This window comes from Pseudomonas sp. GG8, from assembly GCF_052976945.1.
The window spans coordinates 408,960-425,137 of record NZ_JBRIIP010000001.1 but is presented as its reverse complement, the minus strand read 5'-3'; the positions used below and the strand labels follow the sequence as shown (position 1 = coordinate 425,137).

The following is a 16,178-nucleotide window of genomic DNA, read 5'->3' as shown; positions in this document are numbered from 1 at the left end:
CCTTAACCGGCTGTCAGAGAGCTGGCAAATGCTGTGCAAACGCCAGCGGGCAACGCCTCAGCGGGTCATAGATCCAGCTGACAGCCCTGACGCGGGTTCTGCCATGCCGCGCTGCTGCTACGGCCAAAGCCAGTGGCGGTCACGCGTTTATTCTCGACGTCATCGACCAGACTACTGGGCACGTATTGCTTCACGTACGCCGCGCAATAGTCAGCAGGGTTGCCCGTCACGTATCGGCACGAACAATACTCCTTGGCCGTATAGGCACTGATGATGCTCGGGAAAACCCGCAATGCAACACGGTTCTGCCAAGCCAACACGGCTACCATCAGGGCCACCAGCAACAGCAGGCTGCTGAATGGGCGGCGCAGGACAAACCAGCGGTGACTGTTCACTGCTCACCCTCCCCGGCAAACGCAGCCAGTGCCCGCTTGAGCAATTGATCGTCGTCGTAACGCGCATCACGGTCATCGGCGTAACGCACGATCACCAGATTGGCGCTGGGCACCACATACAAGGCCTGCCCCCAATGCCCGAGCGCGGCGAAGGCATCCGGCGGTGCATCGGGCCAAGGCCTTATTGAGGTGTCGGCATCGGGCAGGCGATTCAACCACCACTGTCCGCCCGGCACTTCATTATCTGACGCAGATTGATTGTGAGCGAATGGCGTCAGGCTGAAGTCGACCCAGGCCTTAGGCAGTAACTGCTTGTCCTGCCAGCGACCGCCACGCTGCATCAGCAGGCCGATACGCGCCAGATCCCGCGCGCTCATGTAGGCATAAGACGAGCTGACGAAGATGCCGCTCCCATCGGTTTCCCACACCGCGCTGCGAATGCCCAGCGGCTCGAACAGCGCAGTCCAGGGATAGTCCGGGTAGGCCTTGTCACCGACCATGCCTTTCAAGGCTGCAGACAATACGTTGCTGTCACCGCTGGAATAACGGTAGACGGCTCCCGGCGCGCAGGCCACGCCATGCCCAGCGGTGAATCGGGCCATATCGCGGTGCCCTCGGGTATAAAGCATCGCTACCACTGAGGAGTTGAGCGGCGCGTACTCATAGTCTTCCTGCCAATCCAGACCCGAGGCCCAATGCAGCAAATCCTGCACACGGATGTCCGGGTGGGCCTTGAACGGTGGGTAGAATGTGCTCACTGAATCGCCCAGCTGGAAACGCCCTTCACCAAACGCGACACCAAGCACGCTGGCCATCACGCTTTTGCTGACTGACCAAGTCAAATGCGCCGTGTTGGCCGTGGTCGCTGCCGCATAGCGCTCGTAAACCAGTTGTCCGTCGCGGATCACCAACAGCGCATCGGTGCGGATGCCTTTGCGGGTCGCGTCATCACGTGCTGGGAAGGCGTAATCCTCCAACGCTAGCACCGCCGGGCTCCGTGCCGCAGGGGCGCTTGACCATTGTTCGCCGGGCCAGTTTTGCGCCAACGCCGAACAGGCGCACAAGCCCAATGCCACGGACTGGCACAAACGCAAAAAAAGCCGAAGATTCATGGAGTAATCTCTTGCGAAGTCTCTATAACCCTAGCAGCGATTCGTGACAAGCCTGAGAGGACCGCTCCGATTCTGTCAGGCCGCGATGACCCTCCGGCGGTCCTGTCATACAAGCATCACCAAAGCTTAATGGTGGTGACATCGGCTCTCCCTAGCCTAACTCCGTACCACACAGTCGACCGGCCGCAAACCCATGGCTGGCTTACGGAGACGACCCATGACCCAGATCGCCCGCAGTCGTGACACAGGTGCCGAACGTCGCCTTCAGGCTGAACGCCTAATTGGACCACAGGCACTGCATGAAGCCCAGTCCTTACGCTTCAGCGTGTTCAGCGGCGAGTTCAACGCCAAACTCAAAGGCGCCGAACTTGGCCTGGACAGGGATGACTACGATGTGCACTGTGCGCACATCGGCGTACGCGACCTCACCACGGGCCGTCTGGTGGCGACTACCCGTTTGCTCGACCATAAAGCCGCCAACACCTTGGGACGTTTTTACAGCGAAGAGGAATTCAGCCTGCACGGCCTCGGCCATCTGCAAGGCCCGATTCTGGAGCTGGGGCGTACCTGCGTTGATCCGGCGTACCGCAACGGCGGCACCATCGCGGTGTTGTGGAGTGAGCTGGCGGAAATCCTCAATGAAGGCAGCTACAGCTACCTGATGGGCTGTGCCAGCATTCCGATGCAAGATGGTGGCATCCAGGCCCACGCGATCATGCAGCGCTTGCGCGAACGCTACCTGAGCACTGAACATCTGCGTGCCGAGCCGAAAAATCCGCTGCCAGTCTTCGACCTGCCCAAGAACGTCATCTGTGAAATGCCGCCACTGCTCAAAGCCTATATGCGGTTAGGGGCAAAAATCTGCGGCGAGCCATGCTGGGATGAAGACTTCCAGGTGGCCGACGTTTTCATTCTGCTCAAACGCGACGAGCTGTGCCCCCGTTACGCCCGCCACTTCAAGGCGGCCGTGTGATGAGCCGGGTACGCGGCTATGCCCGTGTTGCGCGGGTGCTGTGGGTGATTGCTCTGGGGCTGACCATTGCCGGCGCGTTCGGTGTGCTTGAACGCTTGCGCATCGGCAACTCCATGGCGCGTCGGCAACGCTGGGCCAGTTGGTTCATGACCCACTTGAGTGGCGCCCTGCCCTTTCGCGTAACCGTCAGCGGCGAGCTGCCGCGTGAGCCGATGCTGTGGGTCAGCAATCATGTGTCGTGGACCGATATCCCTTTGCTGGGGATGCTCGCCCCTCTGTCGTTTCTGTCCAAAGCTGAAGTGCGGACCTGGCCGGTGGCCGGCTGGCTGGCGTTGAAAGCGGGCACCTTGTTTATCCGTCGCGGTTCGGGCGATAGCCGATTGATCCAGCGACAAATGACCCGGCACTTGCAAGAAAATGATGCGCTGATGATTTTCCCCGAGGGCACCACCACCGACGGCCGCAGCCTGCGCACCTTCCATGGTCGCCTGCTGTCCAGCGCAATCGATGCAGGCGTGCCGTTGCAGCCGGTTGCCATTCGTTATCTGCGTGACGGCAAGCCTGACCCTATAGCGCCGTTCATCGGCGACGACGACCTGCTCTCACACCTGCGCCGTTTGTTCGCCAACGAGCAGGGTGATGTGCATATCCAGTTACTCCCTCCGATCGCCAGCCAACATCAAGAACGCGCTGCTTTGGCGTTTCAGGCTCAGCAAGCCGTGCACCTGGCCCTGTTTGGCGAGGTCGCTCAGCCAAGGGCTGAGCGCTCGGCCAAAGCAGCCTGAGCAAAATCCTGCAACAGCGGGTAAAACTCTGCGAAATCCGCACTCAATGGCTGATACAGCGCCTGCAATTCATGCATGGCGCCGGCCAATCCTTGCGGTCGCGACAGGCGTCGGGAAATCCCGCTCAGCACCTGCTCCAGCACCTCGAACTCCCGATAAGAGCCCAGCCAGTCCTGGGCCGCCATGCGCGGCGCGATCAGGGCCAGACGCTCCGGTAACGCCGGTTCGGCGGCCAGCACCCGATAAACCCTGGCGGTGAATGCATCCAGCGGTTGTTCGGCATACACCGCCCAGTCCCGCGCCAGGCAATGATCGAAAAACACATCCAGGACGATGCCGGCAAAACGCCGTCGCTCCAGCGGGAAGCGGGCGATGGACTGCTTGATCAGCGGGTGCGTATCGGTGAACGAATCAATGCTGCGATGCAGCTGGATCGCCGCTTCGAGTTCGGGGGTAAAACGTCCCGGCAGCGGTCCTTTGACGAAATCGCCGTACAGACTGCCGAGCAATTGCGCCGAGCGCTGACCGCCCAAGTGGAGGTGTGCGAGATAATTCATGAGCCCAGCGTACGCCTATTCCGCACCGAGGCCTATATCGATATAACCCGATATAGCGTTTTATGCGATGCTTAGCACCCATTCATATTTGTATATCGCGAAATATAGATATAAAGTTCGCTGAATCGCGATATACCGCTATACACGGATTTGAGAACGACATGTCTATCGACCTCGACGAAATAATAAAAGCGCTGGCCCACCCTGTTCGCCGCGAAATACTCGCGTGGCTCAAAGACCCTCACGCCTGCTTTCCCAATCAGGATCACTCGCTGGACAACGGCGTTTGCGCCGGACAGATCGACCAACGTGCCGGCCTCTCCCAGTCCACCGTTTCTGCGCACTTGGCGGTCCTGCAACGTGCCGGTCTGATCACCAACAAAAAGGTCGGCCAATGGCACTTTTTCAAACGCAACGAAGACGCCATCCAGGCGTTCCTGCAAGAAATGAACAAGCAGCTCTGATTTCTTCCCACTTTTCAGGAGACGCTTCGTGCCTCTTTCGCTACTGATGCTGGCCTTGAGCGCCTTCGCTATTGGCACCACGGAATTCGTGATCATGGGGCTGCTGCCCGATGTCGCGGCTGACCTCGGTGTCTCGATCCCTGGCGCTGGCTGGCTAGTGACCGGTTACGCCCTGGGCGTGGCTATCGGCGCGCCGTTCATGGCCCTGGTCACCGCCAGACTGCCCCGTAAGGCCGCACTGGTTTCGCTGATGGTGATTTTCATCATCGGCAACCTGCTCTGCGCCCTCGCCAGCGACTACAACCTGCTGATGTTCGCCCGGATTGTCACCGCCCTGTGTCACGGTGCATTTTTCGGTATCGGCTCGGTCGTTGCGGCCAACCTGGTCGCGCCCAATCGTCGCGCTTCGGCCGTCGCCATGATGTTCACCGGTTTGACCCTGGCCAACGTCCTGGGCGTGCCACTGGGCACCGCGCTGGGGCAGTTGGCGGGCTGGCGTTCGACCTTCTGGGCGGTGACGCTGCTCGGCGTGATCTCGTTGATCGGTTTGATCCGCTTCCTGCCGGCCAAACATGACGAGGAAAAACTCGACATGCGTGCCGAACTGGCCGCCCTGACTGGCGCCGGAATCTGGCTATCACTGAGCATGACCGTGTTGTTCGCCGCGTCCGTGTTCACCCTGTTCACCTACATCGCCCCATTGCTCGGCGACGTCACCGGGGTATCACCCAGCGGCGTGACCTGGACCCTGCTGCTGATCGGCCTGGGTTTGACCCTGGGCAATGTGATTGGCGGCAAGCTGGCCGACCGCAACATGTCGCTGACCCTGATCGGCGTGTTCATCGTCATGGCGGTGGTCTCCACCGTGCTGACCTGGACCAGCACCGCGCTCATTCCAACTGAAATAACCCTGTTCCTCTGGGCCACCGCCAGCTTCGCAGCCGTGCCCGCCCTGCAAGTGAACGTGATGACCTTCGGCAAGGCCGCGCCCAACCTGATTTCGACCCTGAACATCGGCGCCTTCAACATCGGCAACGCCCTGGGCGCCTGGGTGGGTGGGAGCGTAATCGCACACGGCTTCGGCTTGACCCGCGTGCCTGTGGCCGCTGCAGCGCTGGCGGTGCTCGCACTGCTGGTGACCCTGCTTACTTTTCGCCAGAGCGTTAACCCCGATCTGGCACCTGCTACCGACTGATCCTTAGAGGGTTCTACACCATGACCACTATTTTTGACCCGATTACACTGGGCGATCTGAAATTGCCGAACCGCATCATCATGGCGCCGCTGACCCGCTGCCGCGCCGATGAAGGTCGCGTCCCCAATGCACTGATGGCTGAGTATTACGTTCAGCGCGCCTCGGCGGGCCTGATCATCAGCGAAGCGACCTCGGTCACGCCAATGGGCGTCGGCTACCCTGACACGCCCGGTATTTGGTCCAACGACCAGGTACGGGGCTGGAGCAACATTACCAAAGCCGTGCACGCTGCAGGCGGCCGTATCGTTTTGCAACTGTGGCACGTTGGCCGGATTTCCCATCCGTCGTACCTCAACGGTGAAACCCCGGTCGCTCCGAGCGCGATTGCCCCTGCGGGCCACGTCAGCCTGGTTCGTCCACTGTCTGACTACCCGGTACCGCGCGCCCTGGAAACCGCTGAAATCGCCGAGATCGTCGATGCTTACCGCGTAGGAGCGGAACACGCCAAGGCCGCCGGTTTCGACGGTGTCGAAGTCCACGGTGCCAACGGTTACCTGCTCGATCAGTTCCTGCAAAGCAGCACCAACCACCGCACCGACGAATACGGCGGCTCGCTGGAAAATCGTGCACGCCTGATGCTGGAAGTGACCGATGCGGTGATCGAAGTCTGGGGCGCGGGCCGTGTCGGCATGCACCTGGCGCCACGTGCCGACTCCCATGACATGGGCGACGAGAACCTGTCCGAAACCTTCACCTACGTAGCCCGTGAACTGGGCAAGCGTGGGATCGCGTTTATCTGCTCCCGTGAAAAAGAAGCTGGCGACAGCCTTGGCCCACAGCTGAAAAAAGCCTTCGGCGGCCAGTACATCGCCAACGAACGCTTCACCAAAGACAGCGCCAACGCCTGGCTGGCCAGTGGCAAGGCCGATGCAATTGCGTTCGGCGTGCCGTTCATCGCCAACCCTGATCTGCCGGAGCGTCTGCAACAAGATGCACCGCTAAACCCCGCACATCTGGAAACTTTCTACAGTAAGGGCCCGGTCGGTTATATCGATTACCCACGAATGTAAGACGTTCACGCCACACAAAAAAAGCCCCGATTCTTAGAGCCGGGGCTTTTTATCTAATGACCACACAAACAACTAGCGCCCATTACAAACAGCGCCAGAGCAGTCAATATGTATTCCCGCGCGCCCTACGCACGCTTGCCGACGGGTTTACCGTCTGCGTCGGTTACCGTGCCATCTTCATATTCAAAAGTGCCGTCAACATGACGCATCACTTTGTCTGCCGAGTAATACCACCTTCCATCCGGGTACTTGATATCACCGGCAGGGTCTTTGATTGACCCATCCGGATACTCGGTCGTCCCGTCTGCGTATTGTTTACTTCCATCTGGATGAGTCACTGTCTTGTTAGCGTCATCGATTACTTTCCCATCGGGAAGTGTAACGGTCGACGTTTCGTTATTGACCACGGTTCCATCGGCCAGCTTAACGATGGGAGCGGGCTGGCCAGTGGACAAATCCTTGATGGTGGAAGCGATCGAAAAGGCGTTAGCGGCTATATCAAAGGCAGTGCTAACGCTTTCCAGGATACTGCGGGGCGCCGGTTTTTCCGGAAGCTCTCGGGCTGGCAAGCCCGTCTGATCGACTTGAGGCTTGGCGGGCGGAGCTTTTGGCTTGTCCAAGACCATCGGTGGCCTGGCGGGTGGAGCTTTTGGCTTGTCCAGGGAAATCGATGGTTTGGCTGGAGGGCCTTTTGGCTTGTCCAGAGTCAGCGGTGGCTTGGTTGAAGGGCCCTTGGGCTTATCTTTGGACGTCGACGTTTTGTCCCCGGACGTATCTTTTTTTATCGGCTTTTTAAACTTATCACCAGGCGGTCTGGCAGGGGACGCAATCAAAGCTTCCGCATGAGGAACATCAGTCCCAAGGCCAGAGCCAATACTATCGAGTGGTGCATTCATCACATTTTCCTTTTACCCGGCCCGCAACAAATAGCCTGACCGGGTGTTAATTATTTATCGCAAGGTTATTTATTTAACGGGCATGCAGCACTTCAATAACCCGCTTCGACCCAGAACAACTCAGTCGCTAAAGACACCTTACAAAATAACTAACAAAAGACAAGCCTCTCCACGGCTCATTATCAAGAAACATCAATAAACAGAAAAGCCCCACACGCAACCGAGCTAATTCCAATCACTGTAAATACTTAGGGCCACGCTGCGCACCGGTTTTATCGATACACCAATGCGTGCGCGCCTTTATGTGCTCACTGCTGACTAACGGGCGTTAATCTGCTGTTGCAGATTCTGAATCTGGCTTTGCAAGGTACTAATGTTGCGCGTGACTTGCCCACGGAACGCATCAAACTCAGCGGTACTGCCACCTTGAGCCGCAGCAGCCGGACGATTGTCCTGCTCGCTCTTGAGCACCAATACCTCTTGCTCAAGACGGTCGATGGCCACACTTGGATTGCCCTGCTTTTTCAGCGCGGCCACATCAGCGCTCAGGCTTTTCATCTGGGCATCAAGCTGGGCTTGAATGGACTGCGTGGACTTCACGTCGGGCTGGGCACCTTTCAATGCCGCCAGTTCGCTACCCAGGCTTTTCACTTGCTCGTCTAGCTGAGCATTGGCGGTCTGCAACTGGGCAGTCTGCGCAGACATCTGCTCCAGACGCTTGCCCAAGCCACTTTGTTGGCCGACGACGCCCTCTTGCTGTTTGTCCTGATCGTTCAGTTTGCTTTCCAGCTTCTGAATTTGCAGTTTCAACGCCTCACTGCCATTGCTGGCGACCGACTGGGTTGCCACCACTTTCCCGGAGATATCCTGTAACCGCCCTGCTGCTTCCTCGCTGATGCGAGCAAAGCTTTCCTGAGTCGCAACCAGTTGCTGCTCCATCAACGAAACCTGCTGAAAACTCCACCAGGCCAGCCCAGCGAAGGCAATGAACAATGCGCCGACCAACGCCCAGATAGGCCCGGTGTTGGCGCGGTTGACCTTTACCACTGGCGTGCTGCGCGAATACACCGTCGTGCGCTCACGAGCAGCGGCGGTCGGTGCAAAATCGTCATCGTCGTCTTTGGCACTGAGGTTCGGCACATCATGGAAGTCATCGTGCGGGTCGTTACGCATGGTTAAACCTTTTGGAAGCTGCTGGAAACTGAAAAGGATTGCAGTATAACCACTGACCCGCCGACCAAGAGGTCCTGCTTCAAATCGACTGTTGCGCTTTCCACCAGCCACAAAACTCGTCCAGTGCCGTCCACAGGCTGACCCGTGGCTGATAGTCCAGATAATGCTGGGCCCGGCTGATGTCTAACGTGAAATCCTTGCTCATCATCTGCACGCCCAGCCGCGACAACGTCGGTTCCGGGCGCCCCGGCCACAACAGGCAAGCCCCCTCGTTCAAGGCGGCAGCACTGTAAGCCAGCGCATAGGAGCGGTAGCGGGTGACTTGTGGCAGTTCCATCTGACGCATCACATAGTTCACCACATCCCACAGTGGAACCGGCATGCCGTTGCTGATGTTGTAGGCCTTGCCCAAGGCGGAACCGGCCGCCAGCAGACTGCTGAGCAGTGCGTCATTGAGGTTCTGGATGCTGGTGAAGTCGACCTTGTTCAGGCCATTGCCGACAATCGACAGGCGTTTTTTGCGCTGCATGTTCAACAGCCGCGGGAAGATGCTGTTATCGCCTGCGCCCGTGACGAAGCGCGGGCGCAAGGCGATGACTTCCAGCCCGAACTCTTCGGCACCGAAAACCTTTTGCTCTGCCAGGTATTTGGTCGCCGCATAATGATTGATGAAGCGCCTGGGCACCTGTTCTTCCTTGATCCCCAGATGCGAATGACCGTCGAAGTAAATCGACGGCGACGACAGATGCACCAACCGCCGCACCTGCTGCTTGAGGCAGCCTTCGACGATGTTTTCCGTCACTTGCACGTTGCCTTGCTGAAAGTCCTGACGTCGACCCCAAACCCCCACGGCTCCGGCGCAATGCACCACAGCTTCGACGTCATGGCATAGCCGCTGTACCAGTTCGGGATCGGACAAATCACCCTGAATGAATTCCGCACCACGGCGCACCAGATGCTCGACGCCCTCGGCACGACGGCCGTTGACCCGCACGGTAAAGCCCTGCTCTAACGCGAAACGCGCAAAGCGTCCGCCGATGAAGCCGCTTGCGCCGGTGACCAGAATCTTCATTTACCGCTCCGTTAACTGTGTGTGTTCATTACGTGTGTTGTTTATTGCGTGGCTCGAAGCAAGTGACGCTCACGAAATGTTAAGCGGCACTAGCCATTGACCTGCCCGGTGGGTCAGATGCTCCGTCAACTGCGTCAGCAACTGACCGCCATTGCGCCAATAATGCCAATACAACGGGACATCGATGGGGTGATCAGCCAACAGTTCCACCAACAGGCCGCGCTGCATCTGATCACGCACCTGCTCCTGCGGCACCAGCCCCCAACCGAGCCCCGCTTCGGCCATGCGCAGAAACCCTTCGGACGACGGACACAAATGATGCTCGAAGCCACCCTCCACGCCCAGCGATGCCAGGTAACGGTGCTGAAGAAAGTCATCGGGACCAAACACCAGCGCCGGTGAGCGCGCCAGCTGCACGGCGGTCACGCCCTGCGGAAAGTGCCGGGTGATAAAACCGGGACTGGCCACTGCACGATAGCGCATGGCACCCAGTAACACGCTGCGCGCGCCTGCCACCGGGCGCTCGGTGCCGCACACACAAGCGGCCACTTCACCGGCACGCATCCGTTTGAGGCCCACGTCCTGGTCCTCGACCACCAGGTCCAGCAATAGATGCTGCTCGGCGCAAAAATCCCCGACTGCGGCTGCCCACCATGTCGCCAGACTGTCGGCGTTAAGCGCGATGCGCAGGCGTTCGGGCATGCCTTCTTCGTCCAGTGCTGGCACCTGGCTTTGCAGGTCTCGTTCAAGCAGACGCACCTGCTGCACATGGTTGAGCAAGCGTCGGCCAATCTCTGTCGGGCTCGGCGGGGTGGCACGGATCAACACGGGCTGACCGACCCGCGCCTCAAGCAATTTGATCCGTTGCGATACCGCTGATTGGGACAGGCCCAGGACCTGAGCGCCACGCTCGAAACCCGCCTGCTCGACGACAGCCGCCAAAGCGGAGAGCAATTTATAGTCGAACATCATTTTCTCTAATGAGTGATGAGCATTATTTGTTTTTCTTATACAGCCAAGCACCCCACACTCGCCACACAAACTGCATCAACCAAGGAATTACGTCTCCATTTTTGACGCCGATGGCCGCGCAAACATGAGTAGCTTTACAGAGGAATGACGGATATGTGGCAAAGTTATCTCAATGGCCTGTTGGTGGCCGCTGGGCTGATCATGGCGATCGGCACGCAAAACGCGTTCGTCCTCGCACAAAGCCTGCGCCGCGAACATCACCTGCCCGTGGCGGCACTGTGCGTCGTATGTGATGCCCTGCTGGTGGCCGCCGGAGTTTTCGGGCTGGCGAATGTGCTGGCACAAAATCCACTGTTATTGTCGATTGCCCGCTGGGGCGGGGCCGGATTTCTGCTGTGGTACGGCAGCCTGGCGCTGCGTCGCGCGTGCTCCCGGCAAAGCCTGCAACTCAATGAAAAACCCGGGCTGCGCTCACGGCGTGCAGTGCTGCTCAGTGCTTTGGCGGTAACGCTGCTCAACCCCCACGTGTATCTGGACACCGTGCTGTTGATCGGTTCGCTTGGCGCGCAGCAAAGTGTGCCCGGCGCTTATGTGGTCGGTGCCGCCAGTGCCTCATTGTTGTGGTTCACCACGCTGGCCGTGGGTGCGGCGTGGCTCTCCCCTTGGCTCGCGCGGCCAGCGACCTGGCGCATGCTGGATCTACTGGTGGCGGTGATGATGTTCAGTGTGGCGGCGCAATTGATTCGAGCGAGCTGAGTGCGGAGTGTTCGGGGCAACGCATAAACCCCGTGGATCGACCCCCCATCTGCGATTGTTATCAGGTCTCGTTGGCTGATCAATATTTATCATCAGGTTTACGACAAGGCTCTGGAACCTCTATTCCACACAGTTGTTGCGTGGTTATGGCGCAGGCCGGGTGCTATGATCCAGCCCCTGCGTCGCAAAGAGTACAAACTCCCCGACGCATGTTTATGTCTGGCCGCCCGTGATCGGCCTTGCGCTCACCGCAACTGACCTGATTAGGAGATTAACCATGGCTTTTGAATTGCCAGCGCTGCCCTACGCACACGATGCCCTGCAGCCGCACATTTCCCGTGAAACCCTGGAATACCACCACGACAAGCACCACAACACCTACGTCGTGAACCTGAACAACCTGGTGCCAGGCACCGAGTTCGAAGGCAAGACCCTGGAAGAGATCATCAAGACTTCTTCGGGCGGTATCTTCAACAACGCCGCTCAAGTATGGAACCACACGTTCTACTGGAACTGCATGGCGCCAAACGCTGGCGGCGAACCTACCGGCGCTCTGGCTGACGCGATCAACGCTGCGTTCGGCTCTTTCGCCAAGTTCAAAGAAGAGTTCAGCAAAACGTCCATCGGCACCTTCGGTTCCGGTTGGGGCTGGCTGGTGAAAAAGGCTGACGGTTCCCTGGCTCTGGCCAGCACCATCGGTGCCGGCAACCCGCTGACCAGCGGCGAAACACCGCTGCTGACCTGCGATGTGTGGGAACACGCTTACTACATCGACTACCGCAACGTGCGGCCGAAGTACGTAGAAGCGTTCTGGAATCTGGTCAACTGGAAGTTCGTCGCTGAGCAATTTGAAGGCAAAACCTTCAAAGCCTAAGCGCTGATCCAGACAAAAAAACCCGGCATTGCCGGGTTTTTTTTCGTTTGTGCTTGGCTCTTTTCTGTATTGTCACCATGCGATAGCAGACTAATATCAGTTTCTTGACAACTTTACAGATCAGCGCTCAAGTTCCACCTGTATTCGACCGACATAAATAGGGACAGCCTTACCTCGGTCTCTAGAACAGCGTTAACGCCGGGTACACGCAACTGACCTACAGATGTGATTGCCCCTTTGACGAGCCGCTTGTGTTTACCAATACTCGCACACGGTCACACGCTCCCAGCACGGATTAAGGAATAACCATTTGAAGCTGGAACTCAGAAACAGCTTGTCGGTAAAGCTGCTGCGCGTGGTGCTGCTCTCGGCGTTGATCGTAGGGGTGGTCTTGAGTTGTGCGCAGATCGTCTTCGACGCCTACAAGACCCGACAAGCCGTCGCCAGTGATGCCGGACGCATCCTCGATATGTTCCGAGACCCCTCGACCCAGGCGGTGTACAGCCTGGACCGGGAGATGGGCATGCAGGTCATCGAGGGACTGTTTCAGGACAATGCGGTGCGCATGGCGTCCATTGGGCATCCGAACGAAACCATGCTCGCGGAGAAATCCCGGGAACTGAAACAGACGTCCACCCGCTGGCTGACCGACCTGATCCTCGGACAGGAGCGCAGCTTCACTACTCAGCTGGTCGGTCATGGCCCGTACAGTGAGTATTACGGCGACCTGCGCATCACCCTCGATACCGCCACCTATGGCGAAAGTTTTATCGTCAGTTCAGTGATCATCTTCATTTCCGGCGTGCTGCGAGCCTTGGCCATGGGCCTGGTGCTGTACCTGGTCTATCACTGGCTGCTGACCAAACCGCTGTCGAAAATCATTGAACACCTGGCCCATATCAACCCCGACCGCCCCAGCCAGTATCAACTGCCGCTGCTCAAGGGTCATGAAAAAAATGAATTAGGCATTTGGGTCACCACCGCCAACCAATTGCTGGCCTCGATTGAACGCAACACGCATCTGCGCCACGAAGCCGAGAACAGCCTGCTGCGCATGTCCCAGTACGACTTCCTCACTGGACTGCCCAACCGCCAACAATTTCAACAACAACTGGACAAAATTCTGGTCGATGCCGGCCGCCTGCAACGTCGGGTTGCGGTGCTGTGTGTCGGGCTTGATGACTTTAAAGGCATCAACGAACAGTTCAGTTACCAGGCTGGCGACCAACTGTTGCTGGCGCTGGCTGACCGCCTGCGTGGCCATAGCGGCCGACTGGGTGCCCTCGCCCGTTTGGGCGGCGATCAGTTTGCGTTGGTACAAGCCGATATCGAACAGCCCTACGAGGCCGCCGAACTGGCGCAGAACATCCTCGACGATCTGGAAGCCCCCTTTGCGCTGGACCAGCAGGAAATCCGTCTGCGCGCGACCATCGGCATCACCTTGTTCCCAGAAGATGGCGACAGCACCGAGAAGCTGCTGCAAAAAGCCGAACAGACCATGACCCTGGCCAAGTCCCGGTCGCGCAATCGGTATCAGTTCTATATCGCTAGCGTCGACAGCGAAATGCGTCGACGCCGTGAGCTTGAAAAAGACCTGCGCGAAGCCTTGCCACGCGATCAGCTGTATCTGGTCTACCAGCCGCAGATCAGCTACCGCGATCACCGCGTCGTCGGGGTTGAAGCCTTGATACGCTGGCAGCACCCCGAGCACGGCCTGGTACCGCCTGACCTGTTCATTCCGCTGGCCGAGCAGAACGGCACGATCATCGCGATTGGCGAGTGGGTACTCGATCAGGCATGTCGGCAGTTACGCGAATGGCACGACCAGGGGTTCAGTGACCTGCGCATGGCAGTCAACCTGTCCACCGTGCAACTGCACCACGCCGAATTGCCGCGCGTGGTAAACAACCTGCTGCAGATTTACCGCCTGCCGCCGCGCAGCCTGGAACTGGAGGTCACCGAAACCGGCCTGATGGAAGACATCAGCACCGCAGCCCAGCATCTGCTTAGCCTGCGCCGCTCCGGCGCGTTGATCGCTATTGATGACTTCGGCACCGGCTATTCTTCCTTGAGTTACCTCAAGAGCTTGCCGCTGGACAAAATCAAGATCGACAAGAGCTTCGTCCAGGACCTGATTGATGACGACGATGACGCCACTATCGTGCGCGCTATCATCCAGCTGGGTAAAAGTCTCGGCATGCAGGTGATTGCCGAAGGCGTAGAAACAGCCGAACAAGAGGCTTACATCATTTCTGAAGGCTGTCACGAAGGCCAGGGCTACCTCTACAGCAAGCCCCTGCCCGCCCGTGAACTGCTGGCTTACTTGAAGCAAGCCCAGCGCTCCAACGCGGAAATCCTGTAACCCGGAACGGCCCCGCTCTACCACTCCTTCCCCCCGCAGTTACACGCCGAAATGCTGAGTAACCAAGTTTTTCTGCGCTGCCCCTTTACATAGAATGCATATCTTTCGCATTATGGCGCCGCTTTTCCAATTGCTAACGCGTGTTATTCACTTCTCGACGCAGGATTTCGTCATGATTCGTATGCCTCTCGCAACCGCTAGTCTGTTGGCCTTCGCTATCTCGCTCGCTGGCTGCGGCGAAGGCAAGGACAAAGCCGCCGCGCCGCAAGCCCCGGTTGCTGCTACCACAACACCTGTTGCCGCAGGCCAGCTCGACGACGTCGCGGCCAAGGCAGTGGTCGTCAACTACACCAACATGGTCTTCGCCGTGTTCAGCGATGCCGAATCCACTGCGAAAACGTTGCGCACGGCGGTGAACGACTTCCTCGCCACCCCCAACGACGCATCCCTCAAGAAAGCCCGTGCTGCCTGGGTCGCCGCTCGCGTGCCTTACATGCAGAGTGAAGTCTTCCGCTTCGGCAATACCCTTATCGATGACTGGGAAGGTCAGGTTAACGCCTGGCCCCTGGACGAAGGCCTGATCGACTACGTAGCTGGCGATTACCAGCACGCGCTGGGCAACCCGGGCGCGACCGCCAACATCATCGCCAACACCGAAATCCAGGTTGGCGAAGACAAAGTCGACGTCAAGCAAATCACCGGCGAAAAACTGGCCAGCCTCAACGAGTTGGGAGGTTCCGAAGCCAACGTCGCCACCGGCTACCACGCCATCGAGTTCCTGCTCTGGGGCCAGGACCTGCACGGCAACGGTCCAGGTGCCGGCGAGCGCCCGGCCACTGATTACGTCGAAGGCGCAGCGGGCACTGGCGGCCACAATGATCGTCGTCGCGCCTACCTCAAAGCAGTGACCGACCTGCTGGTCAGCGATCTGGAAAAAATGGTCGACAACTGGAAACCAGGTGTTGCAGGCAACTACCGCGCCTCGCTGGAAGCCGAGTCCGGCGAAAGCGGTCTGCGCAAAATGCTCTTCGGCATGGGCAGCCTGTCCCTCGGCGAACTGGCCGGCGAACGCATGAAAGTCGCGCTGGAAGCCAACTCCAGCGAAGACGAACACGACTGCTTCAGCGACAACACGCACAACTCTCACTTCTACAATGGTCTGGGCATCCGCAACGTCTATCTGGGTGAATACACCCGTGTGGACGGCAACAAAATCAGCGGCCCAAGCCTGTCCTCGCTGGTCGCCAAAGCGGACGCCACCGCCGACGCCACGCTCAAGGCCGACTTGAACGCCACGCAGGCCAAGCTGCAAGTGATCGTCGACCATGCCAACAAGGGCGAGCACTTCGATCAACTGATCGCTACCGGCAACACCCAGGGCAACCAGATCGTGCGCGATGCCATCGCATCACTGGTCACCCAGACCGGCGCCATCGAACAAGCTGCGACCAAGCTCGGCATCACCGACCTGAACCCGGACAACGCTGATCACGAGCTCTGATTCAAGGTTCATACCCATTAC

General features: G+C 58.6%; 16 protein-coding genes. 9 read left to right on the top strand and 7 right to left on the bottom strand.

The genetic code is table 11. The features are described from left to right. Positions 1 to 65: 65 nt before the first annotated feature. Entirely contained in the window at positions 66 to 395 is a 330-nt protein-coding gene (locus ACVBEG_RS02105; protein WP_322217894.1) for an amidase, read from the bottom strand. Beyond that, positions 392 to 1,507 carry a serine hydrolase domain-containing protein gene (locus ACVBEG_RS02100; protein WP_322217896.1) on the bottom strand — a complete coding sequence of 372 codons (1,116 nt, stop codon included), beginning with the start codon at positions 1,505 to 1,507 and terminating at the stop codon, positions 392 to 394. The genes ACVBEG_RS02105 and ACVBEG_RS02100 overlap by 4 nt, the downstream gene beginning before the upstream one ends. Before the next feature lie 217 nt (positions 1,508 to 1,724). Between ACVBEG_RS02100 and olsB the strand changes: the two genes are divergently transcribed. Beyond that, the gene (gene olsB / locus ACVBEG_RS02095; RefSeq protein WP_322181722.1) at positions 1,725 to 2,480 is read left to right on the top strand and encodes an L-ornithine N(alpha)-acyltransferase; all 756 of its coding nucleotides are present in this window, start codon (positions 1,725 to 1,727) and stop codon (positions 2,478 to 2,480) included. Further along, the gene (locus tag ACVBEG_RS02090) at positions 2,480 to 3,265 is read left to right on the top strand and encodes a lysophospholipid acyltransferase family protein (protein WP_322181725.1); all 786 of its coding nucleotides are present in this window, start codon (positions 2,480 to 2,482) and stop codon (positions 3,263 to 3,265) included. Before olsB ends, ACVBEG_RS02090 begins: the two co-directional genes overlap by 1 nt. Here ACVBEG_RS02090 and ACVBEG_RS02085 read toward each other — a convergent pair. Then, positions 3,229 to 3,822 carry an acyl carrier protein phosphodiesterase gene (locus ACVBEG_RS02085; protein WP_322181727.1) on the bottom strand — a complete coding sequence of 198 codons (594 nt, stop codon included), beginning with the start codon at positions 3,820 to 3,822 and terminating at the stop codon, positions 3,229 to 3,231. The genes ACVBEG_RS02090 and ACVBEG_RS02085 overlap by 37 nt on opposite strands. 161 nt (positions 3,823 to 3,983) lie before the next feature. On the opposite strand from ACVBEG_RS02085, the gene ACVBEG_RS02080 reads away from it, so the two are divergent. Genes ACVBEG_RS02080 through ACVBEG_RS02070 form a run of 3 tightly spaced genes read left to right on the top strand, consistent with a single transcriptional unit; the run spans position 3,984 to position 6,551 of the window. Beyond that, positions 3,984 to 4,286, top strand: a complete 303-nt coding sequence (locus tag ACVBEG_RS02080) for an ArsR/SmtB family transcription factor (RefSeq protein WP_322181730.1) — start codon at positions 3,984 to 3,986, stop codon at positions 4,284 to 4,286. Positions 4,287 to 4,314: 28 nt separating this feature from the next. After that, positions 4,315 to 5,481, top strand: coding sequence for an MFS transporter (locus ACVBEG_RS02075; RefSeq protein WP_322181732.1), 1,167 nt, complete (start codon positions 4,315 to 4,317; stop codon positions 5,479 to 5,481). A gap of 20 nt (positions 5,482 to 5,501) precedes the next feature. Further along, entirely contained in the window at positions 5,502 to 6,551 is a 1,050-nt protein-coding gene (locus ACVBEG_RS02070; RefSeq protein WP_322217900.1) for an alkene reductase, read from the top strand. 125 nt (positions 6,552 to 6,676) lie between these two features. On the opposite strand, the gene ACVBEG_RS02065 is transcribed toward ACVBEG_RS02070, so the two are convergent. From ACVBEG_RS02065 to ACVBEG_RS02050, 4 genes are all read right to left on the bottom strand, one after another. Further along, a complete protein-coding gene (locus ACVBEG_RS02065) occupies positions 6,677 to 7,447 on the bottom strand; it encodes a hypothetical protein (RefSeq protein ID WP_323566113.1) in 771 nt (256 codons plus the stop codon). Positions 7,448 to 7,765: 318 nt separating this feature from the next. After that, positions 7,766 to 8,620, bottom strand: coding sequence for an ATPase (locus tag ACVBEG_RS02060; protein ID WP_447107308.1), 855 nt, complete (start codon positions 8,618 to 8,620; stop codon positions 7,766 to 7,768). Positions 8,621 to 8,699: 79 nt separating this feature from the next. Further along, positions 8,700 to 9,692 carry an NAD-dependent epimerase/dehydratase family protein gene (locus tag ACVBEG_RS02055; protein ID WP_322181741.1) on the bottom strand — a complete coding sequence of 331 codons (993 nt, stop codon included), beginning with the start codon at positions 9,690 to 9,692 and terminating at the stop codon, positions 8,700 to 8,702. A gap of 69 nt (positions 9,693 to 9,761) precedes the next feature. Then, positions 9,762 to 10,661, bottom strand: coding sequence for a LysR family transcriptional regulator ArgP (locus ACVBEG_RS02050; RefSeq protein ID WP_323566112.1), 900 nt, complete (start codon positions 10,659 to 10,661; stop codon positions 9,762 to 9,764). A gap of 156 nt (positions 10,662 to 10,817) precedes the next feature. Between ACVBEG_RS02050 and ACVBEG_RS02045 the strand changes: the two genes are divergently transcribed. From ACVBEG_RS02045 to ACVBEG_RS02030, 4 genes are all read left to right on the top strand, one after another. Beyond that, positions 10,818 to 11,420 carry a LysE/ArgO family amino acid transporter gene (locus ACVBEG_RS02045; protein WP_219062216.1) on the top strand — a complete coding sequence of 201 codons (603 nt, stop codon included), beginning with the start codon at positions 10,818 to 10,820 and terminating at the stop codon, positions 11,418 to 11,420. 277 nt (positions 11,421 to 11,697) lie between these two features. Next, a complete protein-coding gene (sodB, locus tag ACVBEG_RS02040) occupies positions 11,698 to 12,294 on the top strand; it encodes a superoxide dismutase [Fe] (protein ID WP_219062217.1) in 597 nt (198 codons plus the stop codon). Positions 12,295 to 12,604: 310 nt separating this feature from the next. Further along, positions 12,605 to 14,656, top strand: coding sequence for a putative bifunctional diguanylate cyclase/phosphodiesterase (locus ACVBEG_RS02035; RefSeq protein ID WP_322217906.1), 2,052 nt, complete (start codon positions 12,605 to 12,607; stop codon positions 14,654 to 14,656). Between the two features lie 172 nt (positions 14,657 to 14,828). Further along, a complete protein-coding gene (locus tag ACVBEG_RS02030) occupies positions 14,829 to 16,157 on the top strand; it encodes an imelysin family protein (RefSeq protein WP_323566111.1) in 1,329 nt (442 codons plus the stop codon). Positions 16,158 to 16,178: the final 21 nt, after the last annotated feature.

Excerpts from the sequence above, each read along its gene's own strand:
- ACVBEG_RS02100 (WP_322217896.1), bottom strand. The coding sequence starts at position 1,507 with ATGAATCTTCGGCTTTTTTTGCGTTTGTGCCAGTCCGTGGCATTGGGC.
- olsB (WP_322181722.1), top strand. The coding sequence starts at position 1,725 with ATGACCCAGATCGCCCGCAGTCGTGACACAGGTGCCGAACGTCGCCTT.
- ACVBEG_RS02090 (WP_322181725.1), top strand. The coding sequence starts at position 2,480 with ATGAGCCGGGTACGCGGCTATGCCCGTGTTGCGCGGGTGCTGTGGGTG.
- ACVBEG_RS02085 (WP_322181727.1), bottom strand. The coding sequence starts at position 3,822 with ATGAATTATCTCGCACACCTCCACTTGGGCGGTCAGCGCTCGGCGCAA.
- ACVBEG_RS02080 (WP_322181730.1), top strand. The coding sequence starts at position 3,984 with ATGTCTATCGACCTCGACGAAATAATAAAAGCGCTGGCCCACCCTGTT.
- ACVBEG_RS02070 (WP_322217900.1), top strand. The coding sequence starts at position 5,502 with ATGACCACTATTTTTGACCCGATTACACTGGGCGATCTGAAATTGCCG.
- ACVBEG_RS02065 (WP_323566113.1), bottom strand. The coding sequence starts at position 7,447 with ATGAATGCACCACTCGATAGTATTGGCTCTGGCCTTGGGACTGATGTT.
- ACVBEG_RS02060 (WP_447107308.1), bottom strand. The coding sequence starts at position 8,620 with ATGCGTAACGACCCGCACGATGACTTCCATGATGTGCCGAACCTCAGT.
- ACVBEG_RS02055 (WP_322181741.1), bottom strand. The coding sequence starts at position 9,692 with ATGAAGATTCTGGTCACCGGCGCAAGCGGCTTCATCGGCGGACGCTTT.
- ACVBEG_RS02050 (WP_323566112.1), bottom strand. The coding sequence starts at position 10,661 with ATGTTCGACTATAAATTGCTCTCCGCTTTGGCGGCTGTCGTCGAGCAG.
- ACVBEG_RS02045 (WP_219062216.1), top strand. The coding sequence starts at position 10,818 with ATGTGGCAAAGTTATCTCAATGGCCTGTTGGTGGCCGCTGGGCTGATC.
- sodB (WP_219062217.1), top strand. The coding sequence starts at position 11,698 with ATGGCTTTTGAATTGCCAGCGCTGCCCTACGCACACGATGCCCTGCAG.
- ACVBEG_RS02030 (WP_323566111.1), top strand. The coding sequence starts at position 14,829 with ATGATTCGTATGCCTCTCGCAACCGCTAGTCTGTTGGCCTTCGCTATC.